The sequence below is a fragment of the Enorma timonensis genome (assembly GCF_000321165.1).
Lineage (GTDB): Bacteria > Actinomycetota > Coriobacteriia > Coriobacteriales > Coriobacteriaceae > Enorma.
The window spans coordinates 53607-68480 of sequence record NZ_CAPF01000097.1 but is presented as its reverse complement, the minus strand read 5'-3'; the positions used below and the strand labels follow the sequence as shown (position 1 = coordinate 68480).

Annotated in this window: 17 protein-coding genes and 2 tRNA genes; 3 read left to right on the top strand and 16 right to left on the bottom strand. The window is 60.7% G+C overall.

What is annotated here, in order from left to right:
* Positions 1 to 147: 147 nt before the first annotated feature.
* Positions 148 to 1056, bottom strand: a complete 909-nt coding sequence (locus tag BN423_RS10205) for a hypothetical protein (protein ID WP_019240148.1) — start codon at positions 1054 to 1056, stop codon at positions 148 to 150.
* Between the two features lie 36 nt (positions 1057 to 1092).
* Positions 1093 to 2895 carry an ABC transporter ATP-binding protein gene (locus BN423_RS10200; RefSeq protein ID WP_187367772.1) on the bottom strand — a complete coding sequence of 601 codons (1803 nt, stop codon included), beginning with the start codon at positions 2893 to 2895 and terminating at the stop codon, positions 1093 to 1095.
* Positions 2896 to 3184: 289 nt separating this feature from the next.
* On the opposite strand from BN423_RS10200, the gene BN423_RS10195 reads away from it, so the two are divergent.
* Both BN423_RS10195 and BN423_RS10190 read left to right on the top strand, forming a co-directional pair.
* Positions 3185 to 3445, top strand: a complete 261-nt coding sequence (locus tag BN423_RS10195; RefSeq protein WP_019240146.1) for a hypothetical protein — start codon at positions 3185 to 3187, stop codon at positions 3443 to 3445.
* Positions 3446 to 3447: 2 nt separating this feature from the next.
* Positions 3448 to 3726: a ribbon-helix-helix protein, CopG family gene (locus BN423_RS10190; protein WP_019240145.1), complete on the top strand. Its 279-nt coding sequence runs from the start codon at positions 3448 to 3450 to the stop codon at positions 3724 to 3726.
* Between the two features lie 75 nt (positions 3727 to 3801).
* Here BN423_RS10190 and BN423_RS10185 read toward each other — a convergent pair whose 3' ends face one another.
* The 9 genes from BN423_RS10185 to BN423_RS10145 form a co-directional block, all read right to left on the bottom strand.
* Positions 3802 to 4890, bottom strand: a complete 1089-nt coding sequence (locus BN423_RS10185) for an AAA family ATPase (RefSeq protein ID WP_232385574.1) — start codon at positions 4888 to 4890, stop codon at positions 3802 to 3804.
* Between the two features lie 195 nt (positions 4891 to 5085).
* Positions 5086 to 5571, bottom strand: a complete 486-nt coding sequence (locus BN423_RS10180) for a PTS sugar transporter subunit IIA (RefSeq protein WP_019240143.1) — start codon at positions 5569 to 5571, stop codon at positions 5086 to 5088.
* 123 nt (positions 5572 to 5694) lie between these two features.
* Entirely contained in the window at positions 5695 to 6591 is an 897-nt protein-coding gene (locus BN423_RS10175; protein ID WP_019240142.1) for a class II fructose-bisphosphate aldolase, read from the bottom strand.
* Between the two features lie 88 nt (positions 6592 to 6679).
* Positions 6680 to 7537: a PTS system mannose/fructose/sorbose family transporter subunit IID gene (locus BN423_RS10170; RefSeq protein ID WP_019240141.1), complete on the bottom strand. Its 858-nt coding sequence runs from the start codon at positions 7535 to 7537 to the stop codon at positions 6680 to 6682.
* Positions 7538 to 7551: 14 nt separating this feature from the next.
* Entirely contained in the window at positions 7552 to 8403 is an 852-nt protein-coding gene (locus BN423_RS10165; RefSeq protein WP_019240140.1) for a PTS mannose/fructose/sorbose/N-acetylgalactosamine transporter subunit IIC, read from the bottom strand.
* A 55-nt stretch (positions 8404 to 8458) separates the two neighbouring features.
* On the bottom strand, positions 8459 to 8950 hold the full coding sequence (locus BN423_RS10160; RefSeq protein WP_019240139.1) for a PTS sugar transporter subunit IIB: 492 nt from the start codon (positions 8948 to 8950) through the stop codon (positions 8459 to 8461).
* 23 nt (positions 8951 to 8973) lie between these two features.
* Positions 8974 to 9408 (bottom strand): PTS sugar transporter subunit IIA, encoded by a 435-nt coding sequence (locus BN423_RS10155; RefSeq protein WP_019240138.1) that lies wholly within the window; start codon positions 9406 to 9408, stop codon positions 8974 to 8976.
* A gap of 184 nt (positions 9409 to 9592) precedes the next feature.
* Positions 9593 to 10393 (bottom strand): GntR family transcriptional regulator, encoded by an 801-nt coding sequence (locus BN423_RS10150; protein WP_019240137.1) that lies wholly within the window; start codon positions 10391 to 10393, stop codon positions 9593 to 9595.
* A 49-nt stretch (positions 10394 to 10442) separates the two neighbouring features.
* Positions 10443 to 10841: a hypothetical protein gene (locus tag BN423_RS10145; protein WP_019240136.1), complete on the bottom strand. Its 399-nt coding sequence runs from the start codon at positions 10839 to 10841 to the stop codon at positions 10443 to 10445.
* Positions 10842 to 10954: 113 nt separating this feature from the next.
* Here BN423_RS10145 and BN423_RS10140 point away from each other — a divergent pair, with 113 nt between their 5' ends.
* A complete protein-coding gene (locus tag BN423_RS10140; RefSeq protein ID WP_019240135.1) occupies positions 10955 to 11641 on the top strand; it encodes a beta/alpha barrel domain-containing protein in 687 nt (228 codons plus the stop codon).
* Positions 11642 to 11710: 69 nt separating this feature from the next.
* Here BN423_RS10140 and BN423_RS10135 read toward each other — a convergent pair whose 3' ends face one another.
* The 5 genes from BN423_RS10135 to BN423_RS10115 all read right to left on the bottom strand — a co-directional run bounded on the left by BN423_RS10135 (position 11711) and on the right by BN423_RS10115 (position 14365).
* Positions 11711 to 12232, bottom strand: a complete 522-nt coding sequence (locus tag BN423_RS10135) for a YjbQ family protein (RefSeq protein ID WP_019240134.1) — start codon at positions 12230 to 12232, stop codon at positions 11711 to 11713.
* Positions 12233 to 12235: 3 nt separating this feature from the next.
* Positions 12236 to 12940, bottom strand: a complete 705-nt coding sequence (locus tag BN423_RS10130; RefSeq protein ID WP_019247011.1) for a triose-phosphate isomerase — start codon at positions 12938 to 12940, stop codon at positions 12236 to 12238.
* A 152-nt stretch (positions 12941 to 13092) separates the two neighbouring features.
* Positions 13093 to 13917: a GntR family transcriptional regulator gene (locus tag BN423_RS10125; protein ID WP_019240132.1), complete on the bottom strand. Its 825-nt coding sequence runs from the start codon at positions 13915 to 13917 to the stop codon at positions 13093 to 13095.
* 233 nt (positions 13918 to 14150) lie between these two features.
* A tRNA-Ala gene (locus tag BN423_RS10120) sits at positions 14151 to 14226 on the bottom strand.
* 62 nt (positions 14227 to 14288) lie between these two features.
* Positions 14289 to 14365: transfer RNA gene (locus BN423_RS10115), tRNA-Ile, on the bottom strand.
* Between the last annotated feature and the right edge of the window lie 509 nt (positions 14366 to 14874).

Here is a 14874-nt window from a genome sequence, read left to right as displayed (position 1 = left end):
CGTGACCCCTTGCTACTTGAGGGGGTGCCCATAAACCGCTCGTTTCGCGCGCTTTGGGATCGGGCAGCTCTCGGAAAGCCCGGAAACCGTTCATTTGGCGCGTTTCGTGCCGCCGTGCACGCACCTCCGTACGCTCGCCGCGACCACTTACGCCGCGTCGTCCCCCTGCACCTGCTCACGCGCGGCATTGAGCGCGGCCCCGCCGTCATCGCCCAGGTAGATCTCCTCGCCCTTGCGCGCCTGGCCATCCTGCAGCTCCTGCTCGTGCGCCTCGATGTCCGTGTCGTCCACGCTTGGCGTCTCGATGAGCGACGAGACGGAGTTCACCTGGGACTGCAGGCGCCCGGCGACCTCTTCGTCCATTCCCACGATCTTGAGCTCCCAGTCGATGTTGCTCGATGCCTCGGACTTGTTCTTCGTCCAGATAAAGGTAAAGATGAGCCGCGGGCTCTCCGACGCGCTGCCGTCCCCGGGCACGATGTTGCCCTCGTCGTCCACGAACGCGGAGACGTTGTAGACCACGCGGTTGATGTTGTCGTTGAGCAGGGCGTTCGTCGCGAGCGCCGCCGCCTCGATCTGGCTGTTCGAGAACAGCTCGAGCTCGTTTTCCGCCTCGGTGGAGACGACGCTCACCTCCACGATGCCGGCGCGCTCGTCGGCCTCGTCCACGGTGAACCGCGCCGGGAACTGCGTGAAGCCGTTGCCCCACTCGACGCCGCCCTCGAGCGCGCGCGAGACGGTCTCGGTCGTCACGGTGTCGGAAAGGTTCGCCGTGTTCAGGCGGCGCATCACGCCGTAGCCGATCTGCATGCCCACGATGAGCAGGATCGTGCCCACGATGAACGCGATGCCCATGCGCGAGATGGAGACGGAGGCCTTCGAGCCGGACGGGTCCTCATCGGAGAGCGGGTCGATGGCGTGCTTCTGCTCGGCGGCGCGCCGGCGAAGGCGCTTTGAGCCCTTCCCCGCGCGTGCGGGCTCCACGACGCCGGCAGCATCGACGCGCGAGAACAGCTCCTCGGCCTCTTCCGGTGTCAGATTAGATCCCTTTGCCATCGCGTTCCCGTCGAACCCTTGCCGGCATGCGAGCGCCTACGCGCCCAGCTCCTCAGAACCGGCAGCCCCGCGAAGCGACGACCCCGCGCGAGCACCCTCGAACTGCATTCGATAGTAGCGAGCGTAGGTGCCGTCGCGCTCGAGAAGCTCCTCATGCGTGCCGCGCTCCACAACACGACCACGCTCGACCGTCGCGATCTCGTCGGCGTTCTTGATGGTCGAGAGGCGGTGAGCGATGATGATCGTCGTGCGGTCGCGCGCGAGGCGCTCGAGCGATTCCTGCACCGCCTCCTCGCTCTCGTTGTCGAGCGCCGAGGTGGCCTCGTCGAGGATGAGGATCGCCGGATCCTTCAGGAACACGCGCGCGATGGCCACGCGCTGCTTCTGCCCACCGGAAAGGCGGCTGCCGCGCTCGCCCACCACGGTGTCGTAGCCGTCGGGCAGGCTCTCGATGAACGCGTGGATGTTCGCGCGGCGCGCCGCCTCGACGATCTCCTCCGGGGTGGCGTCCGGGCGGCCGTAGGCGATGTTCTCGCCGATCGTACCGTCGAAGAGGTACACGTCCTGCTGCACGAGGCCGATCGCCTGGCGCAGGCTCTCCTGCGTCACGGAGCGCACGTCCTGGCCGTCGATGGTGATGGCGCCGCTCGTCACGTCGTAGAAACGCGGCAGCAGCGAGCACGTCGTGGTCTTGCCGCCGCCCGACGGCCCCACGAGCGCAATGGTCTCGCCCGGGCGAATGGAGAGGTTCAGGTGGTCGATGACCGGCCGGCCGGCGCGGTCGCTTCCCAGCTCCTCGTCCTCGTAGCTGAAGCACACGTCGCGGTACTCGATGGCGCCGTCGGTGACCTTAAGCGGCCGCGCGTCGGGGGCGTCCTCGATGTCGGGCATGGTGAGCATGACCTCGTCCATGCGCTTGAAGCCGGCGATGGCCTTCTGGATGTTCTCCGTGGAGTTGACGAGCGTCTCGATGGGCGTGGTGAACAGGCTGATGTAGAGCGCGAACGTCGCCATGTCGACGGCCGTCATGCTCCCCTGCGCCACGAGCAGGCCGCCCACCACGACGATCACCGTGAAGAGCGCGCCGGTCATGAGGGCGCTCGTGGCCTGGTACGCGCCCATGGCGTGGTACTGCGCGACCTTGGAATCGAGGTAGCGGGCGTTCGAGCGGCGGAACTTCGCGCGCTCCGTTCCCTCGTTGGCGAACGACTTCACCACGCGCATGCCCGCGAGCGAATCCTGCAGCTGGGAGTTGACCTCGGAGATCTTGCGACGGTTGTCGGCGAAGACCTCGCGCATGCGGAGGTTCTGCCGCACCATGATGACGACGAACACCGCCGTCACCACCGCCATGACGCCCGTGAGCACGGGCGAGATGGTCGCGAGGATGATGAACGCGCCGATGATCTCGACGCCGCAGATGATGATCCATTCCGGCACGTGGTGGGCGGCCTCGCAGATGTCGAAGAGGTCGTTCACCACGCGGCTCATCATGTCGCCGGAGTTCACGCGGTCGAAGTACGTGAAGCAGAAGCGCTCGTACTGGTCGAAAAGGTCCTGGCGCATGCGCGACTCCATGCGCGCGCCCATGATGTGGCCCTGCGCGGAGACGAAGTAGCGGCAGCCCATGCGCACGAGGTACATCACGATGAGGCCGAGGGCGATGTAGCCCAGCGCGCCGAGGATGGCGCTGCGACCCTCCATGAACAGGCCGCCCGTGAGCGCGCGCAGGATGCTGGGAAAGGCGAGGTCGATGCCGGCGATGACGAGCGCGCAGACCGTGTCCGCGATGAGCAGGCCGCGCTCCGGCTTGTAGTACGCCAGGAAGCGCCGGAGCATCGTGGGGTGAAGCTCGGGGCGCGCGGGGGCGGCGTGCGGGGTGGCGCGGACGTGTTCGGGAACGGTCGGGGTGCTGCGCATGAAACGCCTTTCGATATGCGGTGGGTGTGCAGCGCCCAGTATATACTATGCGCTCAGCGCGAGGTGGGCGGCTGCGAGAAGGCGTTGAAGCCGCCCATGACGAGATGCGCGGGTCGCGTGCCGGGAATACATCTCGAGTTCGTATTTTCATGCCCAACTATTTCTCATTTACTATTTTTGTAATACGATATTCTTAGAAAGGAGCGCCATGATCTATGTCCTCGAACGCATACACGCAAGACATCCGGAAATCGATGAGGAGAGCGTGCGCGAGGCATGGGAGCATGCTGTCGCCTATGCGCCAAGAGAGGATTCCCGCCCGTTCGAGTACATGGCTGTCGGCTTCGACGGAACGGGTCGAGCCATCGAGATGATCGGACGGCGCACCGCAGACGGCGATTGGGTCATTTGGCACGCGTTTACACCGCCAACAACCAAAGCGCTTAAAGAGCTAGGTCTAAGGAGGTAGCAATGGACGATAGGGAGCTTTTGGCAAAAATCGGCATGACCGAAGCCGAAGCCGATAAGCGTGGTGCGGCTTATGAGCACGACGCATGGGACGCCGGAACGTTCGGCAAGCCCCGGCGCGGCAGGCCGTCCATTGCCGATGAGGAAGTGCGCCCCTACACCGTGCGCTTCCCCGTCTCCCTCATGGAGTATGTGGACCATAAGGCAAAGCAGAACGGCGTCAGCCGATCCGAAGAGCTGCGACGCATCGTGGCAGACGAGCGCAAGCGCGCGACTGCGTAAAAAGACCTAGACGAGCGGCTGCGAGAAGACCCGCCACAGCCGGCAGGGCGATTTCACAGCAAGGGCTGCGGGGTATCAGGCGAAATCGTCGGCGTGGGCGAGCAGGTATTCACGCATGTAGGGAACGGCGAAGTCGACCGTTCCGTAGCCAACCCTCTCGATGATCGCCGCGTCGATGAGCCGCTTCCGATACGAACTGGTATCTTTGGTAGAAAGCCCCATGCGCCGCGAAACCTCGCCCGTCGATATTGGGTCATCGTCACATTGTGCCATGGCGAGGAGGTATTCCACCTGCCGCTGCGGCAGTCGGCGCAGGATGGGGGCGATGACCATCGAGTCGAAGTTGGCACGCGCCCGCTCGATACCCGTTCGCGCATCCTCGGCCGTCACGCTCTCGCCGCCCCGGCGCTCGCTCGCCTGCCAGGTGTAATAGCCGACCAGCTGAACCATGAACGGATAGCCTGCGGCAGCGTCGGTGAGCAGCGCCGCAACGCTTCCATCGATCGCCTTTCCCGTGCGGCGCATCGTGTCTTCAATCGACTCGCCGACGGCGAAATCTGGCAGCTTGGAAAGCTCGACGTGCTTGGCACGCTGCAAAAACGTTAGGGTATCCGCGCCGATCGCATCGTCGACGGCGGTAGGGAGACCTGCGAACGCAAAGGCAACATTTGCCTCTTGGCGAATAAGCAGCTGGATCTCATTGCCGAGCCCCCGCAGCTCATCGATCGGGGCATCTTGAATCTCGTCGAGTGTGATGAGCAGACCGCCTTTTTGGGAGGCCGTGAGCATGGCCTCGCCCAAGTCTGCCTCATGTTTCGATAGCTCGATGGAGCCGAGCCCAACACCCATGATGGACGGCGCAACAGACAGCGCGTTCAACGCGGGGCGCCGCGTGAGCGCCTTGAGGATGCGGTCACAAAACCCTTTGTTCGCCGCCACATCGACAACCTGGAACCCGTATTCTCGCGCGATGTCGCCGAGCGCATTAAGCAGCACGGTTTTTCCGACACCGCGAACGCCCGAGATGCGCATGAGCCTATCGGGTGCACCTGGGCCGTTCTCAAGCGCGTCACGGAAGTCGTTGAGAATCTCATCGCGGCCGATGAGTTCCGGCGGATTCATGCCTGCTGTCGGCTTGAAAGGGTTGCCGCGTTGTTGCGCCATCGTAATCGCCGCCATCCGCGCTATGAAGTTCTAACAAGTTGAGCAAATTCTAACAAGATGAGCAGATTCTAACAAGGTGAGCAAATTCTAACAAGATGAGCAAATTCTAACAGGATGAGCAAGCAGCTGAAGGGCTGCCGAGGTAGCGACGTTGCTACGTGCCAGGGCTTCGTGCGCCAAATCCTACGCGAGCCCCTACCCGCAGTACCTGCGCATCGCGGCCGCCACGCCCTCGGGCGTCGTCTGCGCCATGATGTCTGCCACCGCGGCGCCGTCGAGGAAAACGTTCATGAGTGCCTGGAGCACGGCGACCTGCCCCTCGGCGTGGCCGGTGAGCCCGAGGTTCACGATGAGCTCGGCCGGGACGTCGCCGCCGATGCCCGCCATGCCCTCGAACACGATGGGCATGCGCGGGCGAATCACCGCGATGTACGGTTTCTTGAGGTGGACAGGGTCGACGTGCGGCAGTGCCACGGCGACGGCCTCGAACTGGAGCCCGGTGGGAAAGTTCCGCTCGCGCTCGACGATCGCCTCGTACCACGTGTCCTCGATGTACCCCTGCGAGGCAAGTGCCGCACCGAGTTGCCGAAAGAGGTCATGCCGATCCGCGGCCTCGAGGTCGAAAAACACGAGCTCGGGCTTGAACAGGTCGATGCACGCGCCTTCCATGTCGTTGACCACAACCCAATCCGTATCGGATGCAAACAGAAACGAGGAGGCTCCACGGGCACCGCCCGCAAAGCCCCCTCATTGTACAAGAGCCGCCTGATGGGAGATGTTGGTGGGCGGCGCGCTGAAGATTTCCTAGGCAACCGGCTTCGCGCCGTTGGCGAACACCTTCATGACATCGATAAAGTCCTTGACCAGGCGATCGTATGCCGCGCTCGTGAGGTCGTGCCAGTACACGGGCGAGCCCGCGCCATTGGCGCGCACTGCGTCGGCAACCTCGCAGGCGGCCTCGCCAGCGTACTTCGCGCCATATGTGTAGTAGTTGATCTTGCGAATGCCGGCATCTATGGCCTGGCGGTAGTCCTCATCGGAAACGCCGGAGCCGCCATGCATCACGAGGGGGATGCGGACGCGATCGCGAATGGCCTTGAGCACATCGAACGAGAGGTGCGGCTTGCCACGATAGAGGCCGTGCACGGTTCCGAACGAGCAGGCGAGGATGTCGAGGCCGGTTTCCGAGACGAAATCACTTGCCTGATCGGGATCCGTGTACACAGCGCCGCTTCCGCCGGCCTGCGCCTCGGCGCCATCCTCGGTAAGGACATCGCCCTCGCGGGCGCCCATGGACCCGAGCTCGCACTCGAGGCCACAATCATAGCCAGAGCACATCTCGGCGGCACGGGCGGAGTAATACACGTTGTCCTCGTAAGGCAGGGTTGAGCCGTCGAACATCACGCCGGTGAAGCCGTACTCGAGCGCGCGGTGCAGGTACGAGAGATTCTCGCCATGGTCGAGGTGCACGCAAATCTGCGCCGAGGAGCGCTCGGCAAGCGCGACCATGGTCGGCCCCATCACATCGAGTGGCACGATGTTCTCATGCACCTCGGCGTGCTGCAAGATGACCGGATAGCCGGTCTCCTCCGCAGCGTCGATAACGGCGCGAACCGCCTCGAGGCTCGGCGCGTTGAAGGCGCCGACCGCCATGTTGTTCTGCTCTGCGATAGCGCAGATGTCACGAAGGTTTACCAGCATACAATCCTCCTCGTTTGGAAGGCGCGACTCCGCCGGAACCCCGACGAAGCCGCGCCCCGAATGTTCTTTCCGCTATTGGAGCTCCGCGCTATGCGGCGGCGCCGCCGAAGAGTCCGGTCGCACCAAGCACGACGCCGAGCACCACAAGGATGAGCAGCACGATGTTGGGGTTGACGTTCTTCTTTTTCATGAGCCACCACGTAAGGATGGTGATGCCGAGCGGCACGATGCCGATCATGATGGAGTCAAGCGTGGCCTGAACATCGAGGCTACCCTCGCCCAGCGGGATCTGGCAGTAGGACGTGACGGTCACGAACTGGAAGGCAAGCGCTCCCAGCACGATAGCGCCCATGGTGGAGGCAGTGGCGATGAGGCGCTTCATCTGGCCGCTCGCCATCATGCTCTCAACGCCCTCCTTGCCCTTGTTGTAGCCGGTGAAGAACATGAAGTAGCTGATGGGCACCATGATGGCATACATCAGCACAGCGTACAGCAGCGCGCCGAAGGGGTTGCCCGACGATGCCAGGGGCATGCAGATGGCGAGCAGGATCGGCGTGATGGTAGCCTGCCACACGGTGTCGCCGATGCCGGCGAAGGGGCCCATGAGGCCGGTCTTGACGGCGGTGATGCCCTCAGGCGTCACGCTCGGGTTGTTCGCCATCTCCTCTTCCATGGAGAGCACGAGGCCGTTGATGATGCAGCCGAAGTGCGGCTCGGTGTTGTAGAACTCCATCTGGCGCTGCATGAACTCGATGCGCTTCTTCTCATCGCCGGGATAAAGCTTCTCGGGAACATGGGAGAACGACGCCAGCAGAGCGGAAGCCATAAGGCGCTCATAGTTGTAGTTGCAGTTAGAAAGCGCAATCCACTTAAGCCAGGCGAACTGGGCGTCCTTCTTATTTAGCGACCGGCGCTCAGTCGCGTTGCTCTTGATCTCTTCGCTCATTCAAATCACCCCTCTTACTCGAAATCGTCATCGGAGTCGTCGGAAGCGACCGTGGAGGTCGAAGCCGATGTGGATATCGCTGCTACAGCGACCTGGGGGCTCTCCTCAACCTTGTCGACGCGGGACTCGAGCAGCACGTAGAACCAAGCGATGACGAAGCCGATGATAGCGACGGGCATGGTTCCCAGGCCGAGGTACGCGCTCAGGATGAAGCCGAACACGAACCAGATAAGCGTACCGGGACGATCGAGGGTGCGCAGGTTCATAGCGATACCAAGCGCAGGCAGGATGCCGCCGATAACCTGGAGCGTGTAGAGCGGACGGCCCTGCAGGATGTTGATGATGTTCGTCACGGCATCGACACCGTAGTAGCAACCGAGGGCAACCGGCGTCACGCAGAGGATGAACTGAAGAATCTGCGGGGGAACGATGTGCAGGAACACAGCCTTCTTCATGTTCCCCTCGGCGGCGGCGCGGTCAATCATGTGCACGAACGTGGTGTTGAGGGTCATGCGCACCACGTTGACGATGGTGCCGATGAGCGCGATGGGCACCGAAATGGCGACAGCGGCGCTGGGGTCGAGACCAGCAGCGATGCCGAGAGCCACACCCAGCGTACCAGCAAGACCGGGGTCGTTGTTCTGCGCGCCGCCAGCAAACACGTACGCGATGAACGGCATCTGCACGGCGGCACCCATGATGGCGCCCTCAACAGGGTCGCCCAGGATGATGCCCACCAGCACGCCTGCCACAAGCGGCTTCTGGATGATCGAGATGCTGCCCAGCAGCAGGAACCATGGCGTACCCACGAAACCGAGGTAATACACCACGCCCACCAAGATGGACTGTAGAAGCGTAATCTCCATCGATTACCCCCTCCTTCTCACTAAGGGGCTTCTCCACACCCCTTAACCGACAACCTTAGAGATGCTTGGAAACGTCGACCTTTGCGTCATCCGCAGTGATCTGGATCGTGACGGCGCATCCCGCATCGACGAGCGACTTGATCGCCTCGCGCTCGCTCTCGGAAGCCGCGATGTTCTGGTACAGGGTTGTGCGATCCGAACGGATGCCCATGCCACCGATGTTGAGCGTCTTGAACTCGACGCCCGCCTGCTGCATGCGCCACACCGTCTCGGGGGTCTTGACGAGCATGATGACCTTGTCGGTATCCTTGAAGCCCTTCACCATGCGGTCGACGGCCTTGGCCACCGAGAAGATTCCGAGCTTGACCTGGCTGGGAACAACGCCCTTGAGCACCGTCTTCATGAGCTCGTCCTGAGCCACCCCGTCATCGACCACCATGATCTTGTTCGCGCCGGTAGCCTTGACCCACGACGTCATGACCTGGCCATGAACCAGACGGTCATCGACGCGGGTGAGTACGATATTCTGCATGCCCTTCGTATCCATTACGATTCTCCTTTCCTTATGGCTTAAAACTCTTCCTCGTCATCACGTTCAGCTGCCTGGGCAAGGATGGCCCCGATGTCCATCAGTGCCTCTTGCCCTGCCTGCATGACCTGTCCTGCAAGGTCGGACAGCGGCATTTGCTCGCGCATAAACGTCGCCTGAATCACCATCGGAAGGTTTGCGCCGGCGATTGCCTGAATGTTACGGTCGCCGCGCGCAATCAGCTGAGAGATCGTGTTGGACGGCGTACCCCCGAAGATGTCCACGAGCACGAGCACACCATCGCCGGAATCGACTGCCTGAACAGCGTCCTCGACGCGCGCCTTGAACTCCTCGGGGGCATCCCCTGGATGAAGCTCGACAGTGGAAAACGCTTCGGGTTCACCGGCAAGCAAACTCACAGCGCTCTTAAGGCCGCCCGCAAGCGTGCCGTGCGCTATCACCACGATGCCTATCATGCTTACTGCTTCTCCCATCCCTCTATCAACCGAACGTTCCTGTATCTAGTTGTCCATAAATTTCTATACAAGTTGTTTTTACTATAAGGAAGGTTCCTCACATTTGTGAAGATTTACCGCAAACGGGGTAGCTTTCCGGGCGAACGGCACGCCATGGCAGCTCATCCGGAGTGGTCAACTATGGTCAACCAGCCCCCTTGGAAACCGTGTCCGGGCGGTGGTCTTCCCACTCGCCCGCGCCATCGCCGCGCTGGGTAACAGACGAGGTCACGTAGCTGTTCGCAGGAAGCCACATGTTTCCCCATTCCACCGCTATGCCATCCTCCAAATAGATCACCTGATCTATGTTGAGCAGGGGGTCGCTTGCGTCACAATGCATGATCTTCGCTCTTGTCGCTCCGGCAACGCGGGCGCCATAGCGCTCCTCACCCCACGATATCTTTTTGTGCGAGGTGAGTTCGATACCGGAGAACAGTGTTCGCCGCGAGTAGTCGAGCTTGTCCAAGCCGGGACAGGCAGACAGGTTGAGCTTGCTTTCGATGAGCACCACGGGCTCGCCCCCGACCGTACGAACTCGACGCAGGTGATACACCGGGCTACCCGGCTTAATCCCCAAATGCTCCGCACTCGCTGCATCCGCTGTTATGACCTCTGAGGTAAGCACAGTGGTCTCAAATTCAAGCCCTTGCATGCGCAGGGACTCTGCGAACGAGAGTAGCCGGTTGCCCATGGGATGTTGAACAACGGGCTTCCTTACGAACGTTCCCTTGCCCCGACGTTGAACCAGCAGGCCTTCGCTCACCAACAAGCGGACGCCCTTCTGCACCGTACCGCGGCTCACCCCAAGCAGCGTCATGAGTTCATGTTCAGAGGGAATGCGCTCCGTCGCACCCCATTCCTGTGCGTAAATTTGCTCGCGGATGTAGTTCGCCACCTGGTTATACAGGGGTTCCGAGTCACTCTTGTTCAGCGTCCCAGGCATCATCCACCGCCTTCGACCCGTCTGTCACCGCCTTGCTTCACCGCGCCTCGCGCTACATGAGGTCAACCACGCCCCAAGCGATAAGCGCGATACCGCCAAACAGCAGGAACAGAATGGAAATGAAATCTCGACTGAACAGATGCGTGGCAGCCGCGTTGCGCAAGCCGCGCTTCCAATCTTCACCCTCGAGTGTGAACATGCGCACTGCCCGAACAATTGAAGCGACGAGCACACCAAGGAACACGACGCCGAGTCCGATTCGAAGAATCGCTACCACGTGTTCCCCGCGCGCGAGACCCGCAAGGTCGATGCCAAGCACATCGGGAACATAATAGGCAAGAACAAAGATCACGACGATGGCCGTTACGAGATAAAAGCTCCCCTTCGCGAAGCTCTGGCGACGCTGCTCGCGCTCTTCGGGGGTTTCCTGTCGCCGATTGCGCCCCTTCATGGCCGCACCGTCCTTTCTCTTTCCCTCATCGTACGTGAAAACTTATACACTATTTAGTGTACAAGTTTATTATATGACGAAGGTCGTCCGTCCGAACAATGGTTGGAGTAGACATGAGCCTTGCCATCGCACCCTCGTTTATGAGCGCAAACCTTCTTGAAGTTGGCGCCGAGATCCGCGCACTCGAACCGGTTGCAGACTTCTTCCACGTAGATATCATCGATTGGCACTATGTGAAGAACATGTGTCTTACTCCGCAGTTCATCCGCGCCATGCACTCCGCGACCACCGTACCCATAGATGCACATCTTTACGTTGATAACATCGATGATGAGCTGGTGCAGCTCTGCCTCGACTCGGGCGCGAGCATCATCACCATGCCCGCTGACGTGGTAGGTAGGAGCTTCAACCGTTTCGCCGAGCGCATCCATACCGCAGGGGCGCGCGTCGGCATCTTCCTCAACCCCACGCAGCCGATTGAAACCATTCTCCCCTATGCGGAAATAATCGACCACCTGCTGCTTATGTCTGTCGATCCGGGATTTGGAGGCCAAGCCTTCATCCCCTCCACGTACGATCGCATCCGCCGCGCATGTGAGCTGCGCAAAGAGCTTAATCTTACCTACCGCATCGTTATCGACGGCAATTGCAGTTCCGAGCGCTTCCTGCCGCTTGCGCAAGCAGGAGCCGATGCCCTTTGCCTAGGCCGCGGCCTTTTCGATCGCGACCCAGACACGCGACGCGCTGGCGAACTAACCCTGCAAGACATCGAGCAGGTCAACGCATCCCTCACTCAGTAGTGCGGTAAGACAACGCGACGCCACGCGAGGTAGCCGGGGTACGGCGCGATGCCATACCCCGGCTTTCTCCTATTCGCCGACAACGATGACTTTCACCTTGCGCGTGCGCTCGCGCGTGCGGTCGAAGTCAACGAAGTAGATGCTCGCGAGGCCGTTCATCTGAAGCTCGCCAGCCTCCACCTCAAATGTCTGGTTGCTACCCACGAGCGTGGAGCGCAGGTGCGCATCGCCGTTCCACAGCATGCGCCGATCAAGGTTCGGGAGCCATGACTCGGGATTCGGCCAGCTCTCAACTTCCTCGAAATGCTGTACGCCAGGATACCGATACGTGCTCCAGTCGTGCTGCTCCGGGAAGATCTTATTCAAGCCGTCCGAAAGATCCGCCTGAAGGAAGGTGTCTCCGTCCGGCGTGTGATCGTGGTCGTACTCTTCCGAGAACACCGCGCATGTCGTATGGCACGAGATGACGACGACGATGCCTTCCTGCACGCCAGACGCCTTCACCGCGTCGCGCACGCCATCCGTGATGTCCACATACGTGGGCTTACCGGCGAGCGTCTCCATCTTGATGAGGTCTTTGTATACCGTCATGGCTTACGCCTCCTTGCAAAAATCGGTGCGCGCCTGGTCGAGCGCGGCGAACATCTCGTCAAGCATGGCGAAGGGATCGGGTGCAGCAACGATACCGGACGTGCCGCCCGTTCCATCCGCGCCATATTTGATAGCGTCGTACACGTTCTGACCACTTGAGATGCCAGCTGCCTGGAGCACAAGGGTCTCGGGAGAAACCGCCTTGACGGCCTCGGTGGAACCGCGCATGTAGTCCTCACCGGCAACCTGGCCGGTGCCGATAAGGCTCGTGAGCTCGCACACCATGACGTCCGGCTTGAGCGAGGCGATCATGGCGCCCTCTTCCACGGAGTCGGCGCACACGACGGTAAGGATGCCGACCTCGTTGGCGCGAGAAATCGTTGCAGCAAGCTCGTGAACCGTGCACGGGTTCTCGGCATGGTTCAGGAAGGTCGCCTTGACGCCGGCGGCGGCCAGCGCCTCGGGAAGCACGTGGCCCATGCCGCGACCCGGCTTCAGGCTCTCCATCATCTGCGCGCAGGGAACAAGGTGCGGGCACGTTTCGATGATGTGCGGAAGGTCGACGAGCTGCGCCGTGAACAAGCAGTCGACGTCATAGCGCTCAGCAAGCTCATCCGCTTTGCGGGCGAGGGCATAGATGTCCTCGCCATACAGGTACGACTTGGGATTTACCACAAAAAACGGTTTCCTCAACTTGACCTTATCCATAATCGACATCCTTTCCGCTCTGGTTTAGACCACACCTTGCTTGATTAACTTGTACACTAATCTATATACAAGTTACTTCACATGTATATAGTTTTATAGACAAGTTTTCAAGACACGATTCGCGTTTCTCCGCAAGCGGTAGGTTGTCTCCGTTAATCGGGCTGGACGGCGTCATTCACAATCGACTGCCCCGGGCGAAACCATGTGGTGCTCCACTCGATGGGACGATAGTCGGCGAGGCTGATGGTCTGTTCGAGCAGCAAGATCGCCGCCCCTTCCTCACAATCGAGCAACTCTCCGTGATCCTTGCCGGCAATGCGCGCAGAATAGCGCATTCTTGAATACTTGATCTTGCGACCTGCGCATCGCTCGACCGCGTTGAACAGCGATTCTCCTTCGAAATCAACATCGCACAGCCCGGGACACTCGTCGAGGCTCAGCCAGCTTTCTTGGCACATGATGGGAACGCCGTCGACATAACGCAACCGGCGAAGGAACATGACATCACTGTGCTCGGGAACATCGAGCTCGGTTGCAACGTCGATGGGCGCGGGCGTCACCCATGCGTCTACAACTGCGGTCTTGAAATCCCTTCCTTGCTTGTGGAGGGCTTCGGCAAATGAGAACGGGCGTGATTCCACCGCATGCGAAAGTCCCGGTTCGGCCACAAAGGTACCACGGCCATGCTCCCGAACCAGCAAACCCTCGTCCACGAGAGCACTGATGGCACGGCGCACGGTTCCCCGCGCCAGGTGAAACTGGGCCATGAGCTCATGCTCTGAGGGGATCTTGCTTTTCACCGCCCATTCGCGTGAATAGATTTTTTCTCTGATGATATCGGCAAGCTGAACATATAGCGCGGCAGGCGTTTCGTTTTCTCGAGCCACCGCCCCGGTTTCCCGAGATGACGTGCCTTCCGCCTCCGTCTCCTCATCGCGCAAGATAGCACCAGGAGCGCATAACTGTCTGCTTGCCATGTCGACTCTTTCGACCTCGAACCTTATTTCGGCGTCCTGCCTTCATCAATTCTATCTGCAATAACAAGCGTGGACAAACAGGGGGACCGTTGTTCGGTCGGGGTCATGCCGCATACGGCGAGGACAACGAGTGAAAACCCGGCACGGCTCTTGCTTTGCGCTTCGTCGGAGATTCGTGACGAGATATGTTTTCCTGAGATGAAAAAGCCCCGCACCTGCGAGGCTGTCGGTTCTGGTGGAGGTAAGGGGGTTCGAACCCCTGGCCTCAGGCTTGCAAAGCCCGCGCTCTCCCAGCTGAGCTATACCCCCTTTTAGGAATAAACACCCCAGCGGCGACTCGGCTCTCGCTGGGGTGTTTATTGCGAAAGAGATGGTGGACCTGACAAGATTCGAACTTGTGACCTCCCGGTTATCAGCCGGACGCTCTAACCAACTGAGCTACAGGTCCATCGCACTAGGAGATAATAACCCGGCCATGTCGGCGCGTCAACCACTTTTTTCAAACGACTTTGAGTCATTGGGGACGGGTTCAATTGACTCGGTGAGTCATTGGGGTCGTGAGTCATTGGGGTCGGGTTCGTTTGTCTCATTGAGTCAATTGAACCCGTCCCCAATGACTCAATGGCTCCGTGGGATGTTTGTGGAGTTCGACGAGGCAAAAGAACCACTGGTTCCCTGAACAGGGCACGCATGGAGTCTCGCCATCTGGTGCGACGGCGCACATGCCAGCCAGCTGCCAGAACCCTGCCAGATTCCTGCAAGGTTCATGCCAGATAGATGTCAGAAGCGCGCGCTATGCTCGGCTCCCGGCGACGCGAGGGAGGCAACCATGTTTGGCGCGAAACGCAACACGCATCGAACGACACGGCAACCATCACGAAACACCCGACGCGATACAGCTGCGCCCCAGCAGAAGCGCTCGCGCAGACGCATGGTGTCCTCCCTCCGCCGCCGGAT

Bases quoted from the DNA above. Each gene is read 5' to 3' on its own strand.
- BN423_RS10170 (WP_019240141.1), bottom strand. From the start codon at position 7,537: ATGAGCGAAGAGATCAAGAGCAACGCGACTGAGCGCCGGTCGCTAAAT.
- BN423_RS10140 (WP_019240135.1), top strand. From the start codon at position 10,955: ATGAGCCTTGCCATCGCACCCTCGTTTATGAGCGCAAACCTTCTTGAA.
- BN423_RS10145 (WP_019240136.1), bottom strand. From the start codon at position 10,841: ATGAAGGGGCGCAATCGGCGACAGGAAACCCCCGAAGAGCGCGAGCAG.
- BN423_RS10200 (WP_187367772.1), bottom strand. From the start codon at position 2,895: ATGCTCCGGCGCTTCCTGGCGTACTACAAGCCGGAGCGCGGCCTGCTC.
- BN423_RS10130 (WP_019247011.1), bottom strand. From the start codon at position 12,940: ATGGATAAGGTCAAGTTGAGGAAACCGTTTTTTGTGGTAAATCCCAAG.
- BN423_RS10150 (WP_019240137.1), bottom strand. From the start codon at position 10,393: ATGATGCCTGGGACGCTGAACAAGAGTGACTCGGAACCCCTGTATAAC.
- BN423_RS10205 (WP_019240148.1), bottom strand. From the start codon at position 1,056: ATGGCAAAGGGATCTAATCTGACACCGGAAGAGGCCGAGGAGCTGTTC.
- BN423_RS10160 (WP_019240139.1), bottom strand. From the start codon at position 8,950: ATGGATACGAAGGGCATGCAGAATATCGTACTCACCCGCGTCGATGAC.
- BN423_RS10135 (WP_019240134.1), bottom strand. From the start codon at position 12,232: ATGACGGTATACAAAGACCTCATCAAGATGGAGACGCTCGCCGGTAAG.
- BN423_RS10125 (WP_019240132.1), bottom strand. From the start codon at position 13,917: ATGGCAAGCAGACAGTTATGCGCTCCTGGTGCTATCTTGCGCGATGAG.
- BN423_RS10155 (WP_019240138.1), bottom strand. From the start codon at position 9,408: ATGATAGGCATCGTGGTGATAGCGCACGGCACGCTTGCGGGCGGCCTT.
- BN423_RS10190 (WP_019240145.1), top strand. From the start codon at position 3,448: ATGGACGATAGGGAGCTTTTGGCAAAAATCGGCATGACCGAAGCCGAA.
- BN423_RS10195 (WP_019240146.1), top strand. From the start codon at position 3,185: ATGATCTATGTCCTCGAACGCATACACGCAAGACATCCGGAAATCGAT.
- BN423_RS10175 (WP_019240142.1), bottom strand. From the start codon at position 6,591: ATGCTGGTAAACCTTCGTGACATCTGCGCTATCGCAGAGCAGAACAAC.
- BN423_RS10185 (WP_232385574.1), bottom strand. From the start codon at position 4,890: ATGGCGCAACAACGCGGCAACCCTTTCAAGCCGACAGCAGGCATGAAT.
- BN423_RS10165 (WP_019240140.1), bottom strand. From the start codon at position 8,403: ATGGAGATTACGCTTCTACAGTCCATCTTGGTGGGCGTGGTGTATTAC.